At 40.9% G+C, this 18,299-nt stretch carries 10 protein-coding genes and 1 pseudogene; 7 read left to right on the forward strand and 4 right to left on the reverse strand.

Features of this window, described 5'->3' with window-relative positions; genetic code table 11:
- Positions 1–56 precede the first annotated feature (56 nt).
- Positions 57–1,541 carry a DUF7017 domain-containing protein gene (locus tag CCC32_RS06190; RefSeq protein ID WP_287073082.1) on the reverse strand — a complete coding sequence of 495 codons (1,485 nt, stop codon included), beginning with the start codon at positions 1,539–1,541 and terminating at the stop codon, positions 57–59.
- Positions 1,542–1,727: 186 nt separating this feature from the next.
- On the opposite strand from CCC32_RS06190, the gene CCC32_RS06195 reads away from it, so the two are divergent.
- The gene (locus CCC32_RS06195) at positions 1,728–2,708 is read left to right on the forward strand and encodes an IS982-like element IS1187 family transposase (protein ID WP_287071389.1); all 981 of its coding nucleotides are present in this window, start codon (positions 1,728–1,730) and stop codon (positions 2,706–2,708) included.
- Here CCC32_RS06195 and CCC32_RS06200 read toward each other — a convergent pair.
- Positions 2,689–4,614: an ATP-dependent DNA helicase gene (locus CCC32_RS06200; RefSeq protein ID WP_287073083.1), complete on the reverse strand. Its 1,926-nt coding sequence runs from the start codon at positions 4,612–4,614 to the stop codon at positions 2,689–2,691. The genes CCC32_RS06195 and CCC32_RS06200 overlap by 20 nt on opposite strands.
- A gap of 463 nt (positions 4,615–5,077) precedes the next feature.
- Here CCC32_RS06200 and CCC32_RS06205 point away from each other — a divergent pair, with 463 nt between their 5' ends.
- The gene (locus tag CCC32_RS06205) at positions 5,078–7,528 is read left to right on the forward strand and encodes a HesA/MoeB/ThiF family protein (RefSeq protein ID WP_287073085.1); all 2,451 of its coding nucleotides are present in this window, start codon (positions 5,078–5,080) and stop codon (positions 7,526–7,528) included.
- On the opposite strand, the gene CCC32_RS06210 is transcribed toward CCC32_RS06205, so the two are convergent.
- On the reverse strand, positions 7,525–10,176 hold the full coding sequence (locus tag CCC32_RS06210; protein WP_287073087.1) for a preprotein translocase subunit SecA: 2,652 nt from the start codon (positions 10,174–10,176) through the stop codon (positions 7,525–7,527). The two genes, CCC32_RS06205 and CCC32_RS06210, sit on opposite strands and share 4 nt — an antisense overlap.
- Entirely contained in the window at positions 10,169–11,143 is a 975-nt protein-coding gene (locus tag CCC32_RS06215) for a phospholipase D-like domain-containing protein (RefSeq protein WP_287073089.1), read from the reverse strand. The genes CCC32_RS06210 and CCC32_RS06215 overlap by 8 nt, the downstream gene beginning before the upstream one ends.
- Before the next feature lie 37 nt (positions 11,144–11,180).
- Here CCC32_RS06215 and CCC32_RS06220 point away from each other — a divergent pair.
- The 5 genes and pseudogenes from CCC32_RS06220 to CCC32_RS06240 all read left to right on the forward strand — a co-directional run.
- A pseudogene (locus tag CCC32_RS06220) lies at positions 11,181–11,487 on the forward strand (IS982 family transposase); the annotation flags it as partial.
- A gap of 834 nt (positions 11,488–12,321) precedes the next feature.
- Positions 12,322–12,909: a sugar transferase gene (locus CCC32_RS06225; protein WP_042519065.1), complete on the forward strand. Its 588-nt coding sequence runs from the start codon at positions 12,322–12,324 to the stop codon at positions 12,907–12,909.
- A gap of 44 nt (positions 12,910–12,953) precedes the next feature.
- Positions 12,954–15,542, forward strand: coding sequence for an SLBB domain-containing protein (locus CCC32_RS06230; RefSeq protein ID WP_287073092.1), 2,589 nt, complete (start codon positions 12,954–12,956; stop codon positions 15,540–15,542).
- A 118-nt stretch (positions 15,543–15,660) separates the two neighbouring features.
- The gene (locus tag CCC32_RS06235; RefSeq protein ID WP_044073354.1) at positions 15,661–16,980 is read left to right on the forward strand and encodes a lipopolysaccharide biosynthesis protein; all 1,320 of its coding nucleotides are present in this window, start codon (positions 15,661–15,663) and stop codon (positions 16,978–16,980) included.
- A 37-nt stretch (positions 16,981–17,017) separates the two neighbouring features.
- A complete protein-coding gene (locus tag CCC32_RS06240; protein WP_287073096.1) occupies positions 17,018–18,265 on the forward strand; it encodes a glycosyltransferase in 1,248 nt (415 codons plus the stop codon).
- The last annotated feature ends 34 nt before the right edge of the window (positions 18,266–18,299 follow it).

The raw sequence follows: 18,299 nt of genomic DNA on the forward strand, positions 1-18,299 counted from the left end.
TAATATCCTTAATACTGCTATTTTAGCATCATGTGTTAACTCTTCCATATATGTCTTTATTTCTTAACATTTACACAAACCCAATTCCATGCTTCCTTTTTCTTGTCATAATCATAGACAATAAGACTCTTGACCTTATCACCATTCTTTAAGCCGTATTTTCTTACAATATTAGGCGAAACAAAGCAACTGATAGAACCTGACTTCAAGAATGCAAATTCTTTGTCTTCTCTTTTATCAATATTGCCTTCTACAAATTTTGCGTAGTCAAGGTCTGAAGGCAAATGAATTGTTGTAGAATTGAGGACTTTCATTCTACCTTCGTTATCGGTAATATAATATAATTTCAATGTCTTTCCAGTGTGCACTTTAAAGCGGAACTTTTGAACAGCACGTTTCTCTTTACCATAAACAATAAACGCTTTATGGCTATTTTGATCAACGTATGTTACAACAGCTATACATTCTTCTGCACCATCACAAAGGATAGCATCGGTGATTGATTTATAATCAATCGGGTCTTTTCCGTCTGGTGTGGTTGAATTAAGCCAAGGTTGATGTATCCAGCAGTCTATTTCGTTTGGCAGTCTCCAACCTTGTGAAGCATAGCATCGTGTTACTGCATCAATATGAAAGCGTGCAGAGTTAAGCAGCCCACGCTTTATATACAAATTGGCTAATTTAATATGAACCTTGCCAAGGAATGTTTCTTGTGTAAGGCAATGAATAGCACGGAGCAGACAGGCAAGTTGTTTGTCCTCATCATTCGTTAGCACATCACTTAGGAGCTGCCATACCCAAAACTCTGTTGCTTTTTTTCTCGCAAAAGGTATAATAACTTTCAAGGCTTCGTCGCTATTGCTTCCTAAAGCCAAGAGAAGTTTGCCGTAGAAATAACCAGGGTACATCATTTCCTTATGGTTATTCATAAGATCGTCCATCTTGGGCAGGAATTCCTCGATACGTCCAAGATTGTTCAGTCTAAGTAATGCTTTTGAATTGGCTATGAATGCACGTTCAGCCAAAGTCATTATCTTTTGTCCCTTCTGATTGATGTATGGTGTATAGTCTTCAGTAGTTAGATTGTCCAAATTCCACCAGTCAAAGAAGTTTGGCATTTCTGACCAATTTTCAAATTTTAGAATGGTTTGCAGAAGGAATGAATGACCTTTGGATGATTTGAATTCATAATCCTTTAACTTCGAAAACAACGTTGAAAGTTTTGAAGATGCTTCAATGTCTGTTAAGAATATATGATTCTTGATGAAGTTTGCTATTTGGAACTGTACATTGTCAAAAATCATACTGTCATTGGCTATAGTCAGCTGATCTAATGATTTAAGCTCGTCAATATGCTCTAACAGTTTGGCATAGTCGCCAACTTCTGAATCCGCTTTTATCATGTAATATAGGGCCCAACCAACCGCTCTTTGCTTCCAGACATCAGTTGGCATAGCCGCTAAATCGGCTTTAGCAAGGTCGTACGCTTCAAGCACTTGTCCTTGCTTACACATTGTTGTTATATCTTTAACATTTGCCATATTATATAAAATGTGAGTTTATTATTTCTATTATTGCACTAAGTTCTCCATCATCTTTACCTTTCAGTGACATTGGTTTGGCGTATGTGATAAATCCATCAGAATTTACATACACCTTTATATAGGAGAAAGTTCCACTGGTGCGCATATAATACCCGTTGGCGGAATTAATTTAAGTTGATAAATATGAGTAAAAAGTTGTACATATCGCTGATTTTTAGTAACTTAGTAGTGACCAAAACATTAAGTTCGAACCATCGTATGTACAACCTTTATACAAAATTCGTCAAAATACTTGAGATATGCAAGCAATTCTCTGAAAATCTCGTCAATGAATCGGGTAATGTTCCACGTCGTGGTCCTGTTCCCAAGTTTTCGGATTTGGAAGTGGTGGCGCTATCCCTGACGGCAGAGACCGAGAGCATTGATAGTGAGAAGTGGTTGTTCGACTATAAATTGCAAGAGTACAAGGACAGCATTCCCAATCTCATATCAAGGAGACAGTTCAATGACCGCAGGAAGAAAACGTCAGGCCTGTGTGAGGAACTGCGCAAGAGGATTGCCATGGAAATGGATGGCGGAGAGGAACAGTTCTTTGTTGACTCCAAGCCGATAGAGGTTTGTAGGGTTGCAAGAGGAAAACGTTGCAAGATGGGGCGTACCGGCAATTTCTCGCAAGCTCCCGACTTCGGCTTCTGTGCTTCGCAGAATACGTATTATTTTGGTTATAAGTTACACGCTCTCTGTGGGTTAAGTGGAGTTATCCATTCCTATGATCTGTCAAAGGCAAGTGTAGCTGATCTCCATTATATGAAGGATGTAAAACATACTTATCACGACTGTAGCATCTATGGTGACAAAGGGTATATTGGAGCTGACGTACAGCTTGACTTGTTCGAAACCGCACACATAAGACTGGAGTGTCCGTATCGGCTCAACCAAAAGGACTGGAAACCAACATTCATTCCGTTTGCAAAGGCAAGAAAGAGGATTGAGACAATATTCTCTCAACTTACAGACCAGTTCCTGGTCATCAGGAACTACGCGAAAATAACGAATGGTTTGTTTGCCAGAATCATTGGCAAAATTAGTGCACTTACCATTCTGCAATACGTAAACTTCATTAACGACAAGCCCATTGGCAGAATTAAGTATGCACTAAATTAATTCCGCCAACAGGTATATAATATATTGTACTGAAATCTTCCTGGTGCTCAACAACATTTGTTATTTGAACACTTATTGTATCACATGCCGACCTAATCAAATCAAGCAACTTGCCGTGTGATTCATCGGAGGGAATGTAATCAAATTTACAAGACATGCCTCGTTCGTCATTTAACATGATTTCTATAAGCGGTGTATGCTGATTCGGAGATGTTGCCTTTGCAGGCTGGAATATATCTCCAGCTTTGTAGAAGATGTCATATCTGTCAACTCCGTCTGGAGTTTGTATGTTGTATATCTCCAAATAAGGGCGACTCTGTACGCTTATTATTTTGTAAGGAGTATACTCCATGTTTTTTGCAATACAATGGTACTTTGCTCTAATGCCATTGTCGACATTTTCGTCATGGAATGGTGTAGACCGAACCTCGTTAAGGATTCTACATTCCAGAGGTATGTTCTTGCACTTTTGTATTGGTTCAATTCTGAATTTAGAGAAAGACGTGATATGTGGTAGATTGGAAACATAAAGCGTTTTTTGTGCTCGTGTTGTAGCTGTATATGCCCATCTCAGACTGTCGTCATCAAGTCCTGTTCTACCAGTATAATCAACGAAAACTTTTCCCCATTCGCCTCCTTGACATTTATGTCCTGTTACGGCATAACCATATTTTGCACGTATAGCATTGTAATACTCATCATTGAGAAGGGCTTCTACAAAAACTTCTGTACCTTGTTTTAAATTAGGATGCCTCATGCAGAAATTTATATATAGTGCTCTGTTTTCATCTATTGAAATCGTTGCCTTATCACTTGTCAGTAAATCCTCAAGCAACATACAAGGCATCGGATTACCATTGCCATCAGGAACTGTCACCTGAATAAAGTTTAAAGTAATAACAATGCGTTGCCTATTTCCACCTATTTGGGCATATACAGGAGCTGACTGTTGGGTTCTCGCACCAACGGAAAGTACGGGAACAAATTCTCCGTTCATACGATTGAGCCTGTAATTATTTTGTGTAATAAGCAAAATGTCATTTTCTCTAAGAGGCACATCCCCTCCATAAAGAGCTTTGCGGATATCTCTATTATATCTGTTTGCAGATTTATTCGAAAAGCATATTATAACACTATCATGTCTACTGGATTCTTTTCTGTAATTAAGGTACCTATCAAGGAACTGTTCTGACGGTACCATTTCAACATCGTCCTTTTGCTCTTCAAACACAAGTTGGTTTCGTTTGTCTTTTTTAAGGAGATCACGTATCATCATAGCATTCTTTAGGATAACGCTATCATTCTTTTGACGAAGTACTTCTGTAAGCTCTGCCTCAATGACCTTCAGACCTTTCTCTTGGAAATACTCAGCCCGTAATGCATTCGATACGGATTCACCAACGGGAGGCAACTGTGCAGGATCGCCTACAAATATCACTTTACCGCCAAAGTTAGGTCGTACAAACGTAAGAAGATCATCCATCTGATTATCTGTGCCAAACATAAACAACTCATGTTCTATCTTGCGAGAGCAAACCATTGATGCCTCATCCACTATAGCAACAATATTGCCTCCATTTTCAGACTGGTTGATAGGGAATACGAACTTAAACTCTGACTCTGCGACATCCTTGACTTTTTTAGGTTCAACGTGTGCTTTTGCATAAATAGCTTTGTGGATTGTCACAGCTTCATGTCCCGTCTTCGTAGCAAGAACTCTTGCTGCACGTCCAGTAGGAGCCATCATGATTAATTTACGATTTTTCTCTATATAGTCAGCTATAACTTTAACCATCGTGGTTTTACCAGTACCAGCATAGCCACGAAGAATGAAAACAGAAGCATCACTATTAAGGAATACTTTAATCTGTTCAAATACTATATTTTGTTGAGTTGTAAGTTCCATATTGTTTGTTCTTTAACTCTTTTTTTATTAGTGTCCCGTTATAAAGGGCATGAATGATATATTGGTTGTTGTTCAGAGTTTAGATTAAAACCAATTGACTTATTCTTGATAGAATTGTCATATATTAATTACAAAGTTAGGGAAATAATATAATATAAATGAAGAAAGCGCATTAATAATATGCTTTTGATGAAAAAATATCTAATAAACGCTTACTCTTATCATCCGTTAGTTTGAAAACACCTTTCTTCTTTAAAACTTGTTTATTACAAAAAAATCAATTATATTTGCAAGAAAGATTTACTAAAATATACAACTATGAAAGATACTCCTTCTTACAATGGTATCGGTTCTCGTTCTAAGACCGTACTCAGAACAACTCGTAAAGAAACTGAAAACAGTGTGACTACACAACGCCCTGCACCATCAACCCCCTCTCCAAGAGGACATGCATAATTAGCTTATGTTCGATTATAAAAACGCTCAGTTTTATACTGACTATTTTTCTTCTTTAGAAGGATTCTCTCTTCTTGAGGAGTTCAAGGAATCAGAGGATAAAAATGAAAAGAATCTCTATATTGGTAGTGTAGAGGTTCTCAACACTATTCATCCTCTTATTCTTCGTGTAGAAATTCCCTTTACTTTTCCTCACAACAAGTTGGTTTTTCGTACGAAATCGCTAAGTGGTTATCCACATCTTATTCATACAGGCAAGATTGAATATGGTGATTGGTTTTGTTTGAACACTCCTTTTGCGGAAACTCCTGAAGAACAACTCAACCAAGAGATATCACGACTGAAGGAATGGATTTCCCATCAGATGCGCAAGGATCTTCCTGCAATTATTAAAGATGCTAATGTGATAAAAGCATTGGCATTTGCAAACGCATATGAATGGGAAAACCTCGATGAAGTAAAAGAGTTTAGTTCAAGAGCTATAATTACCTTTGTAGGACAAGAAATTCAGCTACGTTCATCTTATAAAGAATTAACTGGTTATTTCGATTGCGTTAAATCTCCAGACAATCGAATATATGCATTCTCTCACAATATAGATGGGACTAATTACAAGTTACCTTATATCATCGTAAAAGAAATTCCAGAAAATGTTTCAATTCTTGAAGACTTTTTATTGATGAAAGATTTTTATGGATGGGATGAAGAAACATGCCATCATCTACTATCTAAATCTAATTATAAATCCGCGAAAAATACTTTTGTATGGTCTTCTCCAAAATATGAAGTTGAATATACTGAAGAACAAGCTTTAAATATTGCTAATAATGTTATTTCTGAATTAGAAAAGGAAGAATCTTATTTAGATAAAAAAACACCATTTATTTATTCCATCATTAAAAAGGAACAATTTAAAGAAACAAGGGTAAAAAAAATTCCACCAAGTTATAAAAAGCTAATTCTTGAGGAGTTAAAAGAGGTAAAAAAAGAAATCATAACAAATAATGGAATTAAATACATAGAAGATCCTTGGAATAAAGTCTCTGAAGAACTTATGACTGAGGAAGAAGAAAAAGTAGAAGACTGGGTTCAATTTGGTCAATTTGTTTATGATTATTTCGTTGTTGGATTTGAACATGGTAAAGAAATTCAGTGGATTCTATTTTTCACTAATCCTGCATCCATAAAAAACAATCAGATTTCTTATGACATAAAAATCAAGACTATAAATATTGATAGTTTAGTTTCAATAAAAATGGGCAAAGCATCTCCTCAATATATTACCAAAGAGATGTTCTTTGGGCGAGGCGCATTATGCCCTATATTGGCAGGAAAACACATTGCGTTAGTAGGATTAGGAGCTATAGGTTCAATTGTTGCAGACGTACTTACACATAGTGGAATCCAATATATAGGATTGTGGGATGGTGATATTGTTGGACCTGGAAATATTTGTAGAAGTTCATATCAGTTGAGAGATTTAGGACAAAGTAAAGTTGATGCTATTAAAACAAAAATACAATCAATAAATCCATTTGTCAACATATCAGAGGTAATACCACATGGTTATTGGTCGTATGGCGCAAATTTTTCAAACTATGTTAATGGAACATTCTATGGCAATGTAAATTACAACAATCAAGAAGAAGCTGTTAAGCAATTGAATAATTTTGATTTAATAATTGATTGTACAGGTAGTAATGAGATGCTTCATTTCTTGAGCTATGCAGCTTCAAATATTGATATTATTAGCATGTGTATTACTAATCATGCTAATGACTTGCTTTGCATTACTAACAAAGATGGCAATCCATTTGAACTGAGAAAAGCCTATCTGTCGCGCATTGAGCAGGATACGAAGAACTTCTACATAGAAGGCGAAGGTTGCTATTCACCAACATTCCTTGCGAATTATTGTGACATAGCCTCACTGGTAAATCTGGCACTCAGGGACTTGAATCTTAGTATGGATAAAGGCACGCTGATGCATTCCACTATTTATTCATATTCAGAAAGAGGGATCATTGCAGACCGAATTTCAACCTATAAACTTGAAGGGTATGATATTACGTTGAATGTTTCTAAAGAGACTTTGTACGATGCTGAAGAGATGAACGATTCTCCTGATGGGGCTATCGGTTATATTTTCGGCTCATATAGCAAAGATGGCAAACAGATTATGATAACTCATATTGTTGATGCATTGAATGCTGAAGGACTCCTTTCTGATGCATTTGAAACTTCAAAAGGACTAATTGACTATATCGGTGATTATCGCTATTCTGGCGAGAAGTCAGAAACATATAGTGCATCTTCTTTTGAGCTGATTGCATCAAAAGCAGAAGATTGTTCTATCAATACAAACAACCCATTGTTAGCTGTAAGGAATCAGGATGGTTCAATTACCTTTTTTCTATACATTAACAATGAGTTGGTTAAATTCAGTCCGATGTCTTAACGACGCCGTTTGATTCTGTTATTGCTGCGAATGTTACTACCGTGACATTCGCAGTATTTTTTTCCGCTGCCACATGGACAAGGCTCATCCGCTGCTATCGGTACGGCAGGATTGACCTTGCGAGGCTTTTCTTTCTCTACTTTTCTTTCTTTTGAATTATCTAACAGTTTATTTCTAACTTCAAAAGGGATAGAGGCATACTTAAGTCTACAGAGAATGATATAGTTGATATCATCCATCATTTGACGATATTTTGTATCAAGTTGCTCTATCTCCTTCCTGTCTAAATCAGACATTATGTGCAGAACAAACTTTTTCCATTCCTTATCATAGATTTGTAGAATAATCTGTCTTTTGAATTCTCGGCAGAAATATTCGTAACTTGCTATAGACAACCCTACCTCTAAACGAATTGCAAAAGTATGCATCGCTTCAGAAAATGGTACTAATACTTCAGTTCTGTTAGGATTGTTTTCCGTACTTCTCCTGACAAGTTCCTTAGTTTTCATATACAAAGACATTAGGTGTTTTTCTATTTTGCATGAATTCTCACCCAAATGCTTGATTATATTATCCACTATAACGTTTGCTTCCTCAGCATTAAAAAGAACCGCATTACGCTGTTTATACATCTTTTTTCTATGAGGATCAACAATATCATCCTTGCGAGCAGTTCTCTCTCTGCATGATTTGAAATAGGCTTCTCTGTTTGATTGTGCTTTGTCGAAATACATTCTAACTTCGTCAGTGGATATTTCATTCATGGAATATGTATCTGACAGCCGCTCCAAATCTTTTAAATCATCGGGGCTTAGATTTTGAAGAATTTGGTCTTCAAGAGAAGCAAAGAATACAGAAGAGCCAGGGTCGCCTTGTCTACCCGAACGCCCTTTAAGTTGTATGTCTACTCTTACCGATTCGAAAAGGTCTGTTCCGATAACCATTAACCCACCAGCAGCTATTGCTTCAGGGGATGGTTTGATGTCAGTACCTCGTCCTGCTACACTTGTCGATACTGTTATGGTATTTCCGATGCCCGCTTTCGCAATAGTATATGCTTCATCTTTTAATGTTTTCGCGTCCAATTTGTTGTATTCAATGCCTAATTCATCAAGCTTATTACATAATTGCTCTGAACGTTTAACAGAAATACTTCCTACTAACGAAGGGCGTCCTGCTGATTTATTATCAATGATTGCTTTAATTATAGCATCATCTTTCTGTTGCGCAGTTTTAAATATGCGTAATGGAAGATCCTTGCGTATCAATGGTCTATGAGTTGGCAATGAAGCACATGGCAGATTATATATCTCCAAAAGTTCATCTTTAACTGGCATAATGGTGCCAGACATACCTGCAATCTTTTTATATAGCCTGAAGTAGTTCTTCAATGAGACCACAGCCATTCCGTCGAAGTCATTTTGAACTTCGACTTGCTCTTTTACTTCCATTGCTGTATGTAATCCGTGCTCCCATCGGTTTGATTCTTTTACACGTCCTGTATGAGCGTCAATAATCTTAACTATACCTCCTTCTACTATATAATCGACATCGCGTTCATACACAGTCAAAGCAAGCAGTAATTGCTGAAAAACGCTCTGAAGATATATTTTGTTTTTAATTTCATTTTGTTTGTCTTGTGCTAATTCATCAAAATCAGCAATTTCGTAGGTGCGCTCTACCGAAAAAAAATCTGGCATACCCTTCTTTAAGGAGAGCCATTCTTTTCCTTCTTGCGTAAAAAACGCAGATTTTTTTAGTTTGTCAATTTTATAAAGCTCAGCTTCCTTGTTTTCTGTCAATTCTTTGATTAAAGGATAGTTCTCTTTAAAGATCTTACCATTATTATAGTAATTGCCACCACCCACGATATGAGGAGTAGCAGCATCATCTATAAGAATAGAATCAAGCTCATCAATAATTGCATAATTATGGCTTTGCTGTACACATTCCTCAGGTTGAATAGCTAAATGATCGAAGAGATAATCAAATGTAAATGACGAATTTGTGCCAAAAGCAATATCTGATTTATAAGTTGCTTTACGGCGTTTATCCTGTCTTTCGTATTTTTCTATGCAATCAGCAGACAGTCCGTAAAACATGTATATAGGACGAGTGGTTTCAAAGTCACGCTTTGAAAGATAATCGTTAACAGTCATTATATGAACACCTTCATGTGTAAGAGCGTTCAGGAATACAGGGAGAGTGGCAACAAGAGTTTTACCTTCTCCTGTAGCCATCTCTGTAGCATACCCATAATGAAGGAATATTCCTCCTAATAATTGTTCGTCATAATGAACCATTTTCCATACATACGGAACACCCATAACATCCCAATGATTTAAGTATATAGCCTTATCTCCTGATATTTTTATAAAATCATATTTTTCGGCTATTTTTAAATCATTTGGTGTAGCAGTTACTTCGATGTTTCCAAGAGAAAAACGTCTGGCTGTTTCTTTTACTATTGCAAATACTGAGACAAGCATCTTGTCAAGAGCACATGGTTTGTTCTCTTGTTTGTTAATGAATTGTTCAATATGTCGCAGCCTTACACGCAGCTTATCATTTGTTAAAGAATGAAGAGTTGCATATTCGGTGTTAATGGATTCTATAGTCTTTTTGTATTTCTGTAAAGAATTACTCATACTTAACTAATTTTGAATCTAATGTACTAATTGTCAATTTTTGTCCAGATTCAGCACAAGAGACATCAACACGTAAACTGCCATTATCATCTAAACTCATGGATATTTTTATTGGCAAATCTACATCAGATGTTCCCATGGCAACTTGCATCAAATCTGCCTCTTTAATCAGATTCCATTCTTTTACATTGTTTGGATTACCATAAATAAACAAACAAGGAAATTCTTTCATGTTCTTACTGTCATAGAAGAATTCTGTCTCTTTAGAATGGTATGGTAGTTTTGTACCAGAAGTGATAAATGGATTAAAAGACACACGGCCATTATCGTCTAATGCTTGAATTCCTATTGCATATTTGGCAAATGCAGTTTTCTTGATTTCGGTTCTTACCACTTCTGTTTTAGTTTCAAAGAATCGTCTTACAGGTCTATTCTGTACTTCACAAATTCTTTCTATCTCGTAATTAAGTTCACGATAATCAACATCATCTCTTTGTTCTATATCATCCCATGACAGACGAGCGCAAGATGAACTTACTGACAAGAGATTTTGTAAGCGTTGAAATTCAGCAGAAAAAAGCATTACAATGTCACTATTGTCTGAAATGACTATATTCTCAACATTACGTGTCTCTGCATAGTAGGTCCAGTTGTATGAACCTGTTATTGCAACACTATCATCAATAACACAGAATTTGTGATGCATAAAACCAACTTCAGCTCCAGCAATGCGTAGCTTACCACCTGCATTGATGAACTCATTAAAGTCTGGAGCATAATACATGTAGTTGATTGCATTGTCAAGAAGTATTAACTCTACATCAACGTCTCTGTTTAAAGCGTTTATTAGTGCTTCAAACAATTCATTGCTTGTAAACCAAGCCATTGCAACTTGTATCTTTTTCGTTGCATTGTTTAGACAAGGAATTATTCTATTACGAATTCCTGAAAAATATGCTTTTTCCATATATACCCGTTGGCGGAATTAATTTAAGTTGATAAATATAGGTGGAAAGTTGTACCTGTCGTTGATTTTTAGCAACTTAGTGGTGTTCAAAACATTAAGTCCAAACCATCGTATGTACAACCTTTATACAAAATTCGTCAAAATACTTGAGATATGCAAGCAATTCTCTGAAAATCTCGTAAGAGAATCGGGGAATGTTACACGTCGTGGTCCTGTTCCTGAGTTTTAGATTTGGAAGTGGTGCACTATCTCTGGCAATAGAGACCGAGAGCATTGATAGTGAGAAGTGGTTGTTCGAGTATAAATTGCAAGAGTACAAGGATAGAATTCCTAATCTCATATCCTATGATCTTTCAAAGGCAAATGTGGTAGACCACCATTAATTGATACCGTCGGTAGCGTATCTGCGATGCAGTCTTGTACACGTTCATTTGTCATTATATACTTTAACGGGTCGGAAAAGTGTCATAGTATCATTTTCCGGCTTGTCAAAGAATCTAAAGTTCACTAACTCAATGAGTTGACTTGATGATACTTTTCTGGATTCTTTACAGAAAAGTATCATTGAAGTATCATTGAAGTATCATCGGGGCATTAATGGCTTTTTATAGAAAAAGCTATAGGTTTTCATCGAAACATCAATCGGTTTTTCTATCGAAAACCACTCAAATTCCACTCAAATTCCATCGACACGTCATCATGGATAAAGTGTTTTGCATATCCATTACGAGCGTATTCATTCTATTAAAGTTTTTGTTACTGTTTTTGCAGGAAACGTGCCCACTTGGGGCAAGCAGCGTGCCCCACTTGAGTAAGCAGCGTGCCCCTATTGGGCAAGCATCGTGCCCATTTTTGTGTCTTTTTGATTTGTTTTTCTGGAAGGCTCGTTGTCTCATTATTATGGCTAATCCACAAGTTGGGCGACAGCCGTTCCGATATGCAGATTATGACACTTGTAATTTTCCCAAATGTGATGTTTTGTTACGGCAAGGTTGATTCCTTGCAAAAGATAAGACGCATGTTGCGCCAATTTTTAAATAAAATATAGTACCTTTGCAAAAATTATGCAATAAAAGAGCCGTTTGTCGGTTTTAAAGAAAATAAGAAATAAGTAAATAAACAAAGTGAGTAATCAAAATACAGAAGAGGTGAGCGGTTTCGAAGGCAGCCATGACGCGATGGGCTGTGTTCAGCGAACCGTCAAGCGCCTGTTTGACATAGTCTTCTCTCTTGCCGGCATGATAATCCTCTCGCCGGTCTATCTGGTGATAGCCATCATGCTGAAGAGACAGAAAAACGGTCCTGCTATATTTTCGCAGGAGCGCATCGGATATAGAGGGAAGCCGTTTACCATTTACAAGTTCCGCACCATGAGCGAGCCGGAGAAGGAGCCTCAGCTTGTGGCGAAAAGCAGCATAGGGCAGTCCACAAAGACAGAGTTGTTCTTGCGTGAGCATCATCTCGACGAATTGCCCCAGCTTTGGAATGTGCTGAAGGGCGACATGTCGTTTGTAGGCCCCCGTCCGGAGCGCCGGTTTTATATCGACAAGATTATGGCCAACGACCCCAGCTATGTGCTCATCTATGAGATGAGGCCCGGACTGACATCGGAAGCCACCCTCTATAATGGCTATACCGATACTATGGAAAAGATGCTGATCCGTCTGCATATGGATACCGACTATCTGAAGCGCAGGTCGCTGGCTCTTGATGCCAGCATCATTGCCAAGACGTTCATCAGCATCGTGAGCGGAAAAAAGTTCTAACATAAAATACATCAGAAAAACCAAATAGAAACAAATTCTTCATTATGAAAAGATTCATCATAGCAATTTTAATGTCCGTGCTCATTCCGATGAGCATCATGGCGCAGTCGTCAATGACCGATGACCAGGTTATGAAATTCATCGTAAAGGAGCACAATGCCGGAACCCCTCAGTCTCAGATCGTTACGAAACTCATGCAGAATGGCGTTAACATCGAGCAGATACGTCGTGTGAAAAAGAAATATGAGCGTGCCGCCAAGGACCAGGGATTGGGACAGGTGTCGAGCACTACCGGAAGCAAGAACGACACAAGATTGAGGTCGAACGGCAAGAAGAAAGCCAACGGCGATGCCAAAGATGATGAATATCTTGACGACAAGAAGTCGCAGTATGACTCGCAGAACCGTTTGAAGGACGGTCGCGTTAAAGACAAGCGCAGCTATGTGTTTGACGATACCAACGATGAGTGGAACGACATGCGTGACGAACTCGACGAGTTCGTGCCCGATACGGCAGCCCTTCTTGAGAAGCTCATGATGGAGAAGACCAAGAGAAAGGTGTTCGGACGTAACATCTTCAACAACAAGAACTTGTCTTTTGAACCGAATATGAACATTGCCACACCGCAGAACTATCGTCTCGGTCCTGGCGATGCCGTGTTCATCGATATCTACGGAGCTTCACAGAAGACCATTGAGTGCACGGTATCACCGGACGGATTCGTTACGATAGACGGATATGGACCGGTGGAAGTCAGCGGACTTACGGTGAGTCAGGCGAACGCCAAATTGCGCTCCACTTTGGGATCGAGATACAGCAGCTCGCATATCAAGCTCACCGTTGGTGAGACCCGCTCGATAATGGTCAACGTCATGGGAGAGGTGAAAGCTCCTGGCACATACACCCTGTCAGCCTTCGCCACCGTGTTCCATGCCCTTTATATGGCAGGAGGAACAAACGACCTCGGTACACTTCGTAACATCAAGGTCTATCGCAACAACCGCCTTGTCACCGTAGTGGATATCTATGACTATATGCTCAACGGCAAACTGACGGGTAATGTGCGCCTTGCCGACAACGATGTCATTGTGGTCGGTCCGTACGACTGCCTGGTGAATCTTACCGGTAAGGTGAAGCGCCCTATGTGGTATGAGATGAAGAAGAACGAAAGCGTCGGCTCATTGCTGAAATATGCCGGTGGCTTCACTGGCGATGCCTATACTAAGTCGGTTAGAGTGGTGAGAAAGACCGGAAAGGAATATTCAGTATATAATGTGGACGAGTTCGACATGAGTTCATTCCAGGTGAGCGACGAAGACTCGGTAAGCGTAGACTCAATCCTCGACAGATATTCAAACATGGTCGAGATAAAGGGTGCCGTGTTCCGTCCAGGTATGTATCAGGTAGGCGGCGAGATAAACAGCGTGCGTAGCTTGCTGGAGCATGCCGACGGTCTCAGAGAGGAGGCGTTCACCGCACGTGCCGTGATGCACCGCATGAAGAAAGACCGCACTCTGGAAGTGGTGCCGGTTGATGTGGAAGGCATCCTTGACGGTAAGGTAGCCGATGTGCCGTTGAAGCCTAACGATGTGCTGTTCATCCCTACGAAGCAGGAGATGATGGAAGAACAGACCATAACGATACACGGAGAGGTGAACTATCCTGGCATCTATAAATACGCATCCAATGAGACGCTTGAGGACTTCGTGCTTCAGGCAGGAGGTCTGAAGAATTCCGCTTCCACAGTGAAGGTCGATGTGGCGCGCCGCGTGATGAATCCAAAGGCGCTTACCAACGACTCCATCTCAGCTTATACATACAGTTTCGCATTGAAAGACGGCTTCGTGATCGACGGTACTCCAGGCTTCCACCTCATGCCATTCGACGAGGTGTATGTGCGTAAGAGCCCGGGCTTCTCAAAACAGCAGAATGTCGTTGTTGACGGTGAGGTGATGTTCAGCGGTACATATACGCTGCAAAGAAAGAACACCCGTCTGAGCGATGTCATCAAGGCTGCCGGAGGTATCAATGACCGTGGATATGCAGCCGGTGCTACACTCGTAAGAAAGATCAACGAGAGTGAGCGCAAGCGTCTGGAGGCAGCCCGCAAGATGGCCCTTGAGCAGTATGAGCAGGTGGCTGCCGAGGAGGCAGCAAAGACCGGCAAGAGTGTTGACATCACAAACAGTGAGCGTATCAAGAAATTCCAGATCGATGACACCTATTCAGTAGGTATCGAGCTCGACAAGGCTATTGCCAACCCAGGCAGCGATGCCGACATCGTGCTTCGCGAAGGCGACCGCATCGTTGTTCCGCAGTACACCGGAACGGTGAAGATCAACGGTGAGGTGATGTATCCGAACACCGTAGGTTTCGTTAAGGGCAAGAAGGCAAGCTATTATATCGACCAGGCCGGTGGCTTCAACAACAAGGCAAAGAGAGGCCAGACCTACATTATATATATGAATGGTATGGTGGCAAAGGTTTCCCACAACGCCAAGCCGATGCCTGGTTGTGAGATTGTGGTTCCAGCCAAGGCTACCACCAAGATGAGCATTGCCGAGACGATGACCATCGGTACGTCGGTAGCGTCTATCGCCACGATGATCGCTACTTTGGCTAACATATTATAAAGGAAATACGATGTGATACGGCCCTGTCACGATAAGTGTCAATGGGCCGTATTGCTGATATAGACAATTATGACTTAATCCACTATTGAGTGGAAGACTTCGATAGACTGAAAAGCGAATGGCAAACGATAGGAACATAGTTCTGAAGAAAAACATACTGATGTCGGCGGTGCTGAAGATGGTGGGACTGGCAACGTCTCTCCTCATAGTGCCTATTACCATCGGCTATCTCGACAAGGAAGTCTATGGAGTATGGATGACCATGACGTCGGTATTGTTCTGGATAGGAACCTTCGATATCGGTCTGGGCAACGGAATGCGGAACTATCTCACCGAGGCAATCTCGAAGCAAGACTATTCGTTGGCCAGAAAATACATCTGCACCACATTCTCATTGCTCACCGTCATCGCCCTGGCATTGGGAGTGATAGGACTGTTGCCCTTGTCGCAGCTTGACTATTGCAGCTTCTTCAATACCCATGCTGTGAGCGGAGAAAGTCTTCGCAACGCCACGCTCGTGGCAATAGGTTTCACGCTCGGCAATTTCGTCTTGAAGAATGTGGGCTTCATCTTCGTTGCCATGCAGAAATATGCAGTCAACGACCTTCTCACCGTGTCGGGCAACGTCATCTCGATGGTGATAATATTCATACTTACCAAGGTGACGTCGGGCAATCTCATGTATGTAGTCCTTGCATACACGGCAACGACATGTGCAGTCTTTGCCCTTGCCACAATCCCCCTGTTCTTGCGGTATCCCGAACTCCGCCCCGCCGCCAACGACTTTGACAAGAGTCTCGGCAGACAGATTGTGGGCAAGGGAATGGGATTCTTTGTGATTCAGGTGAGCAGCTGTCTTGTCATTTTCGGTGCTGCCAACGTGTTCATAGCCCAGAACTGCGGACCGACGAATGTCACGACATACAACATCGCATACAAGTTTTTCAACCTTCTGATAATAGCCTATACCATCATCCTCTCACCAATGTGGAATGCCTATACCGACGCCTACGTGAAGGGAGACATGGCATGGATAAACGCCACTTTCAACAGAGCGTTGAAGTTCTGGGCGCTTTCCGTCGCCGGCGGAGTCTGCATGCTGGCAGTCAGCGGAGTGTTCTATCATCTGTGGGTTGGCGACAAAGTGGAGGTGCCGCTCTCCATCTCGCTGTGCACATTCGTATATGTGTGTGCCTTCAATCTCAACAACTGTGCAACGTATCTTATCAACGGACTCAACAAGATAAGAGTGCAGATACTGACATCCGTAGTCTTCACCATCCTTTATGTGGCGATGGTCAAGTTCACTGATATGGGACTGAGCGTAGAGAGTATAGTCCTGAGCATGGCAACATGCTATCTCGCCATGGCGCTTATACACATCTATCAGTGCCGCTTGCTGATCAGGCAGAAGGCAACGGGAATATGGGACAGATGACAATAAAAAGATAACAATAAAACAACAGATATAGTAGATGAGCAATAAGATAAGTGTAATCACCGTGGTCTACAATGATGTGAAGCACATCCGTGAGACGATGGAGAGCTTCTTCTCGCAGACGTGGGAAGAAAAGGAATATATCGTCATTGACGGTGGCAGCACTGACGGCACGGCAGAGGTGATAAAGGAGTATGCTGACCGTCTGGCATATTGGTGCTCAGAGAAAGACGCCGGTGTCTATGATGCCATGAACAAAGGCGTGCAGCATGCCAGCGGCGACTGGGTGAATATCCTGAACTGCGGCGACTATTATTTCTCAGACCATTCGCTTGCCGACGCCATCCGGAATTGTGATGCCGGGAATGCCGACATCATATATGGCGACAGCATGAAACTGCGCCAGGGGCACGTATTCCCGTTCCCCTCCTCAAGCAATGTGGCAGGTCTCGAATACAGACCAGTCTATCGTCACGGTTCATCACTCGTGAGAACGCAGATACACAAGGAAAACCTGTTCGCTCTTGACAAGAAGAAAGATTATGGTTTCGCTCTCGACTGGTATCTCATCTATACCCTATACAAGAAGAAATACAGGTTTGTCAGAACTGACGCCATAATAGAAGTCTTCGATGAAGAAGGAATGTCAAACCATCCCGTCAGGGGAGAATATCTGAACTACAAGATATCCATCAGCGACGGCTTCAGAATGGGTAAGCTCGTGAGCTTCCTGACAAAGGTGATGAAGATATGGCTTGTTGGAAGTCCCGTATATTCAGGAATGAGGAAATTCGTTCTCGGGCCTCTCACCAATTCCATCCTGCCCAGCCTCCCGTGGTGTGTGCGCAGGTTTGCCATGAGAAAGCTCGGCATGAAGATAGGCAAAGGCACCTATGTGGACAGCCGCTGCTATATAATGAACCTCAACAAACTGTCTATAGGAAAGGATTCACATATAAACCGCATGGTGACACTCGATGCCCGTGGCGGACTGACCATCGGCGACAGCGTGTCGGTGTCGCATGGAGTGATGATTATGACAGGCAGCCATGATGTGCAGTCACGCCATTTCCCGGTGAAGTTCTATCCCATCGAGATAGGCGACTTCGTCTGGATAGGTTGTGGAGCTATGGTTCTGCAGAATGTGAAGATAGGCAAGGGGGCAGTAGTTTCGGCAGGAGCCGTAGTCACCAAGGATGTCCCGCCATATACCATCGTCGGTGGAGTGCCGGCTAAGGTAATAGGCCACAGGACCGAAGACCTGGAATACCGCTGCACGCCATAAACAGGCAGGGGTAGGACAGTAGACAATGATTAAG

Origin of the sequence: Prevotella sp. LMAG:51, from assembly GCF_008680225.1 — a bacterium.
In the GTDB taxonomy this organism is placed as follows: domain Bacteria; phylum Bacteroidota; class Bacteroidia; order Bacteroidales; family Bacteroidaceae; genus Prevotella; species Prevotella pectinovora.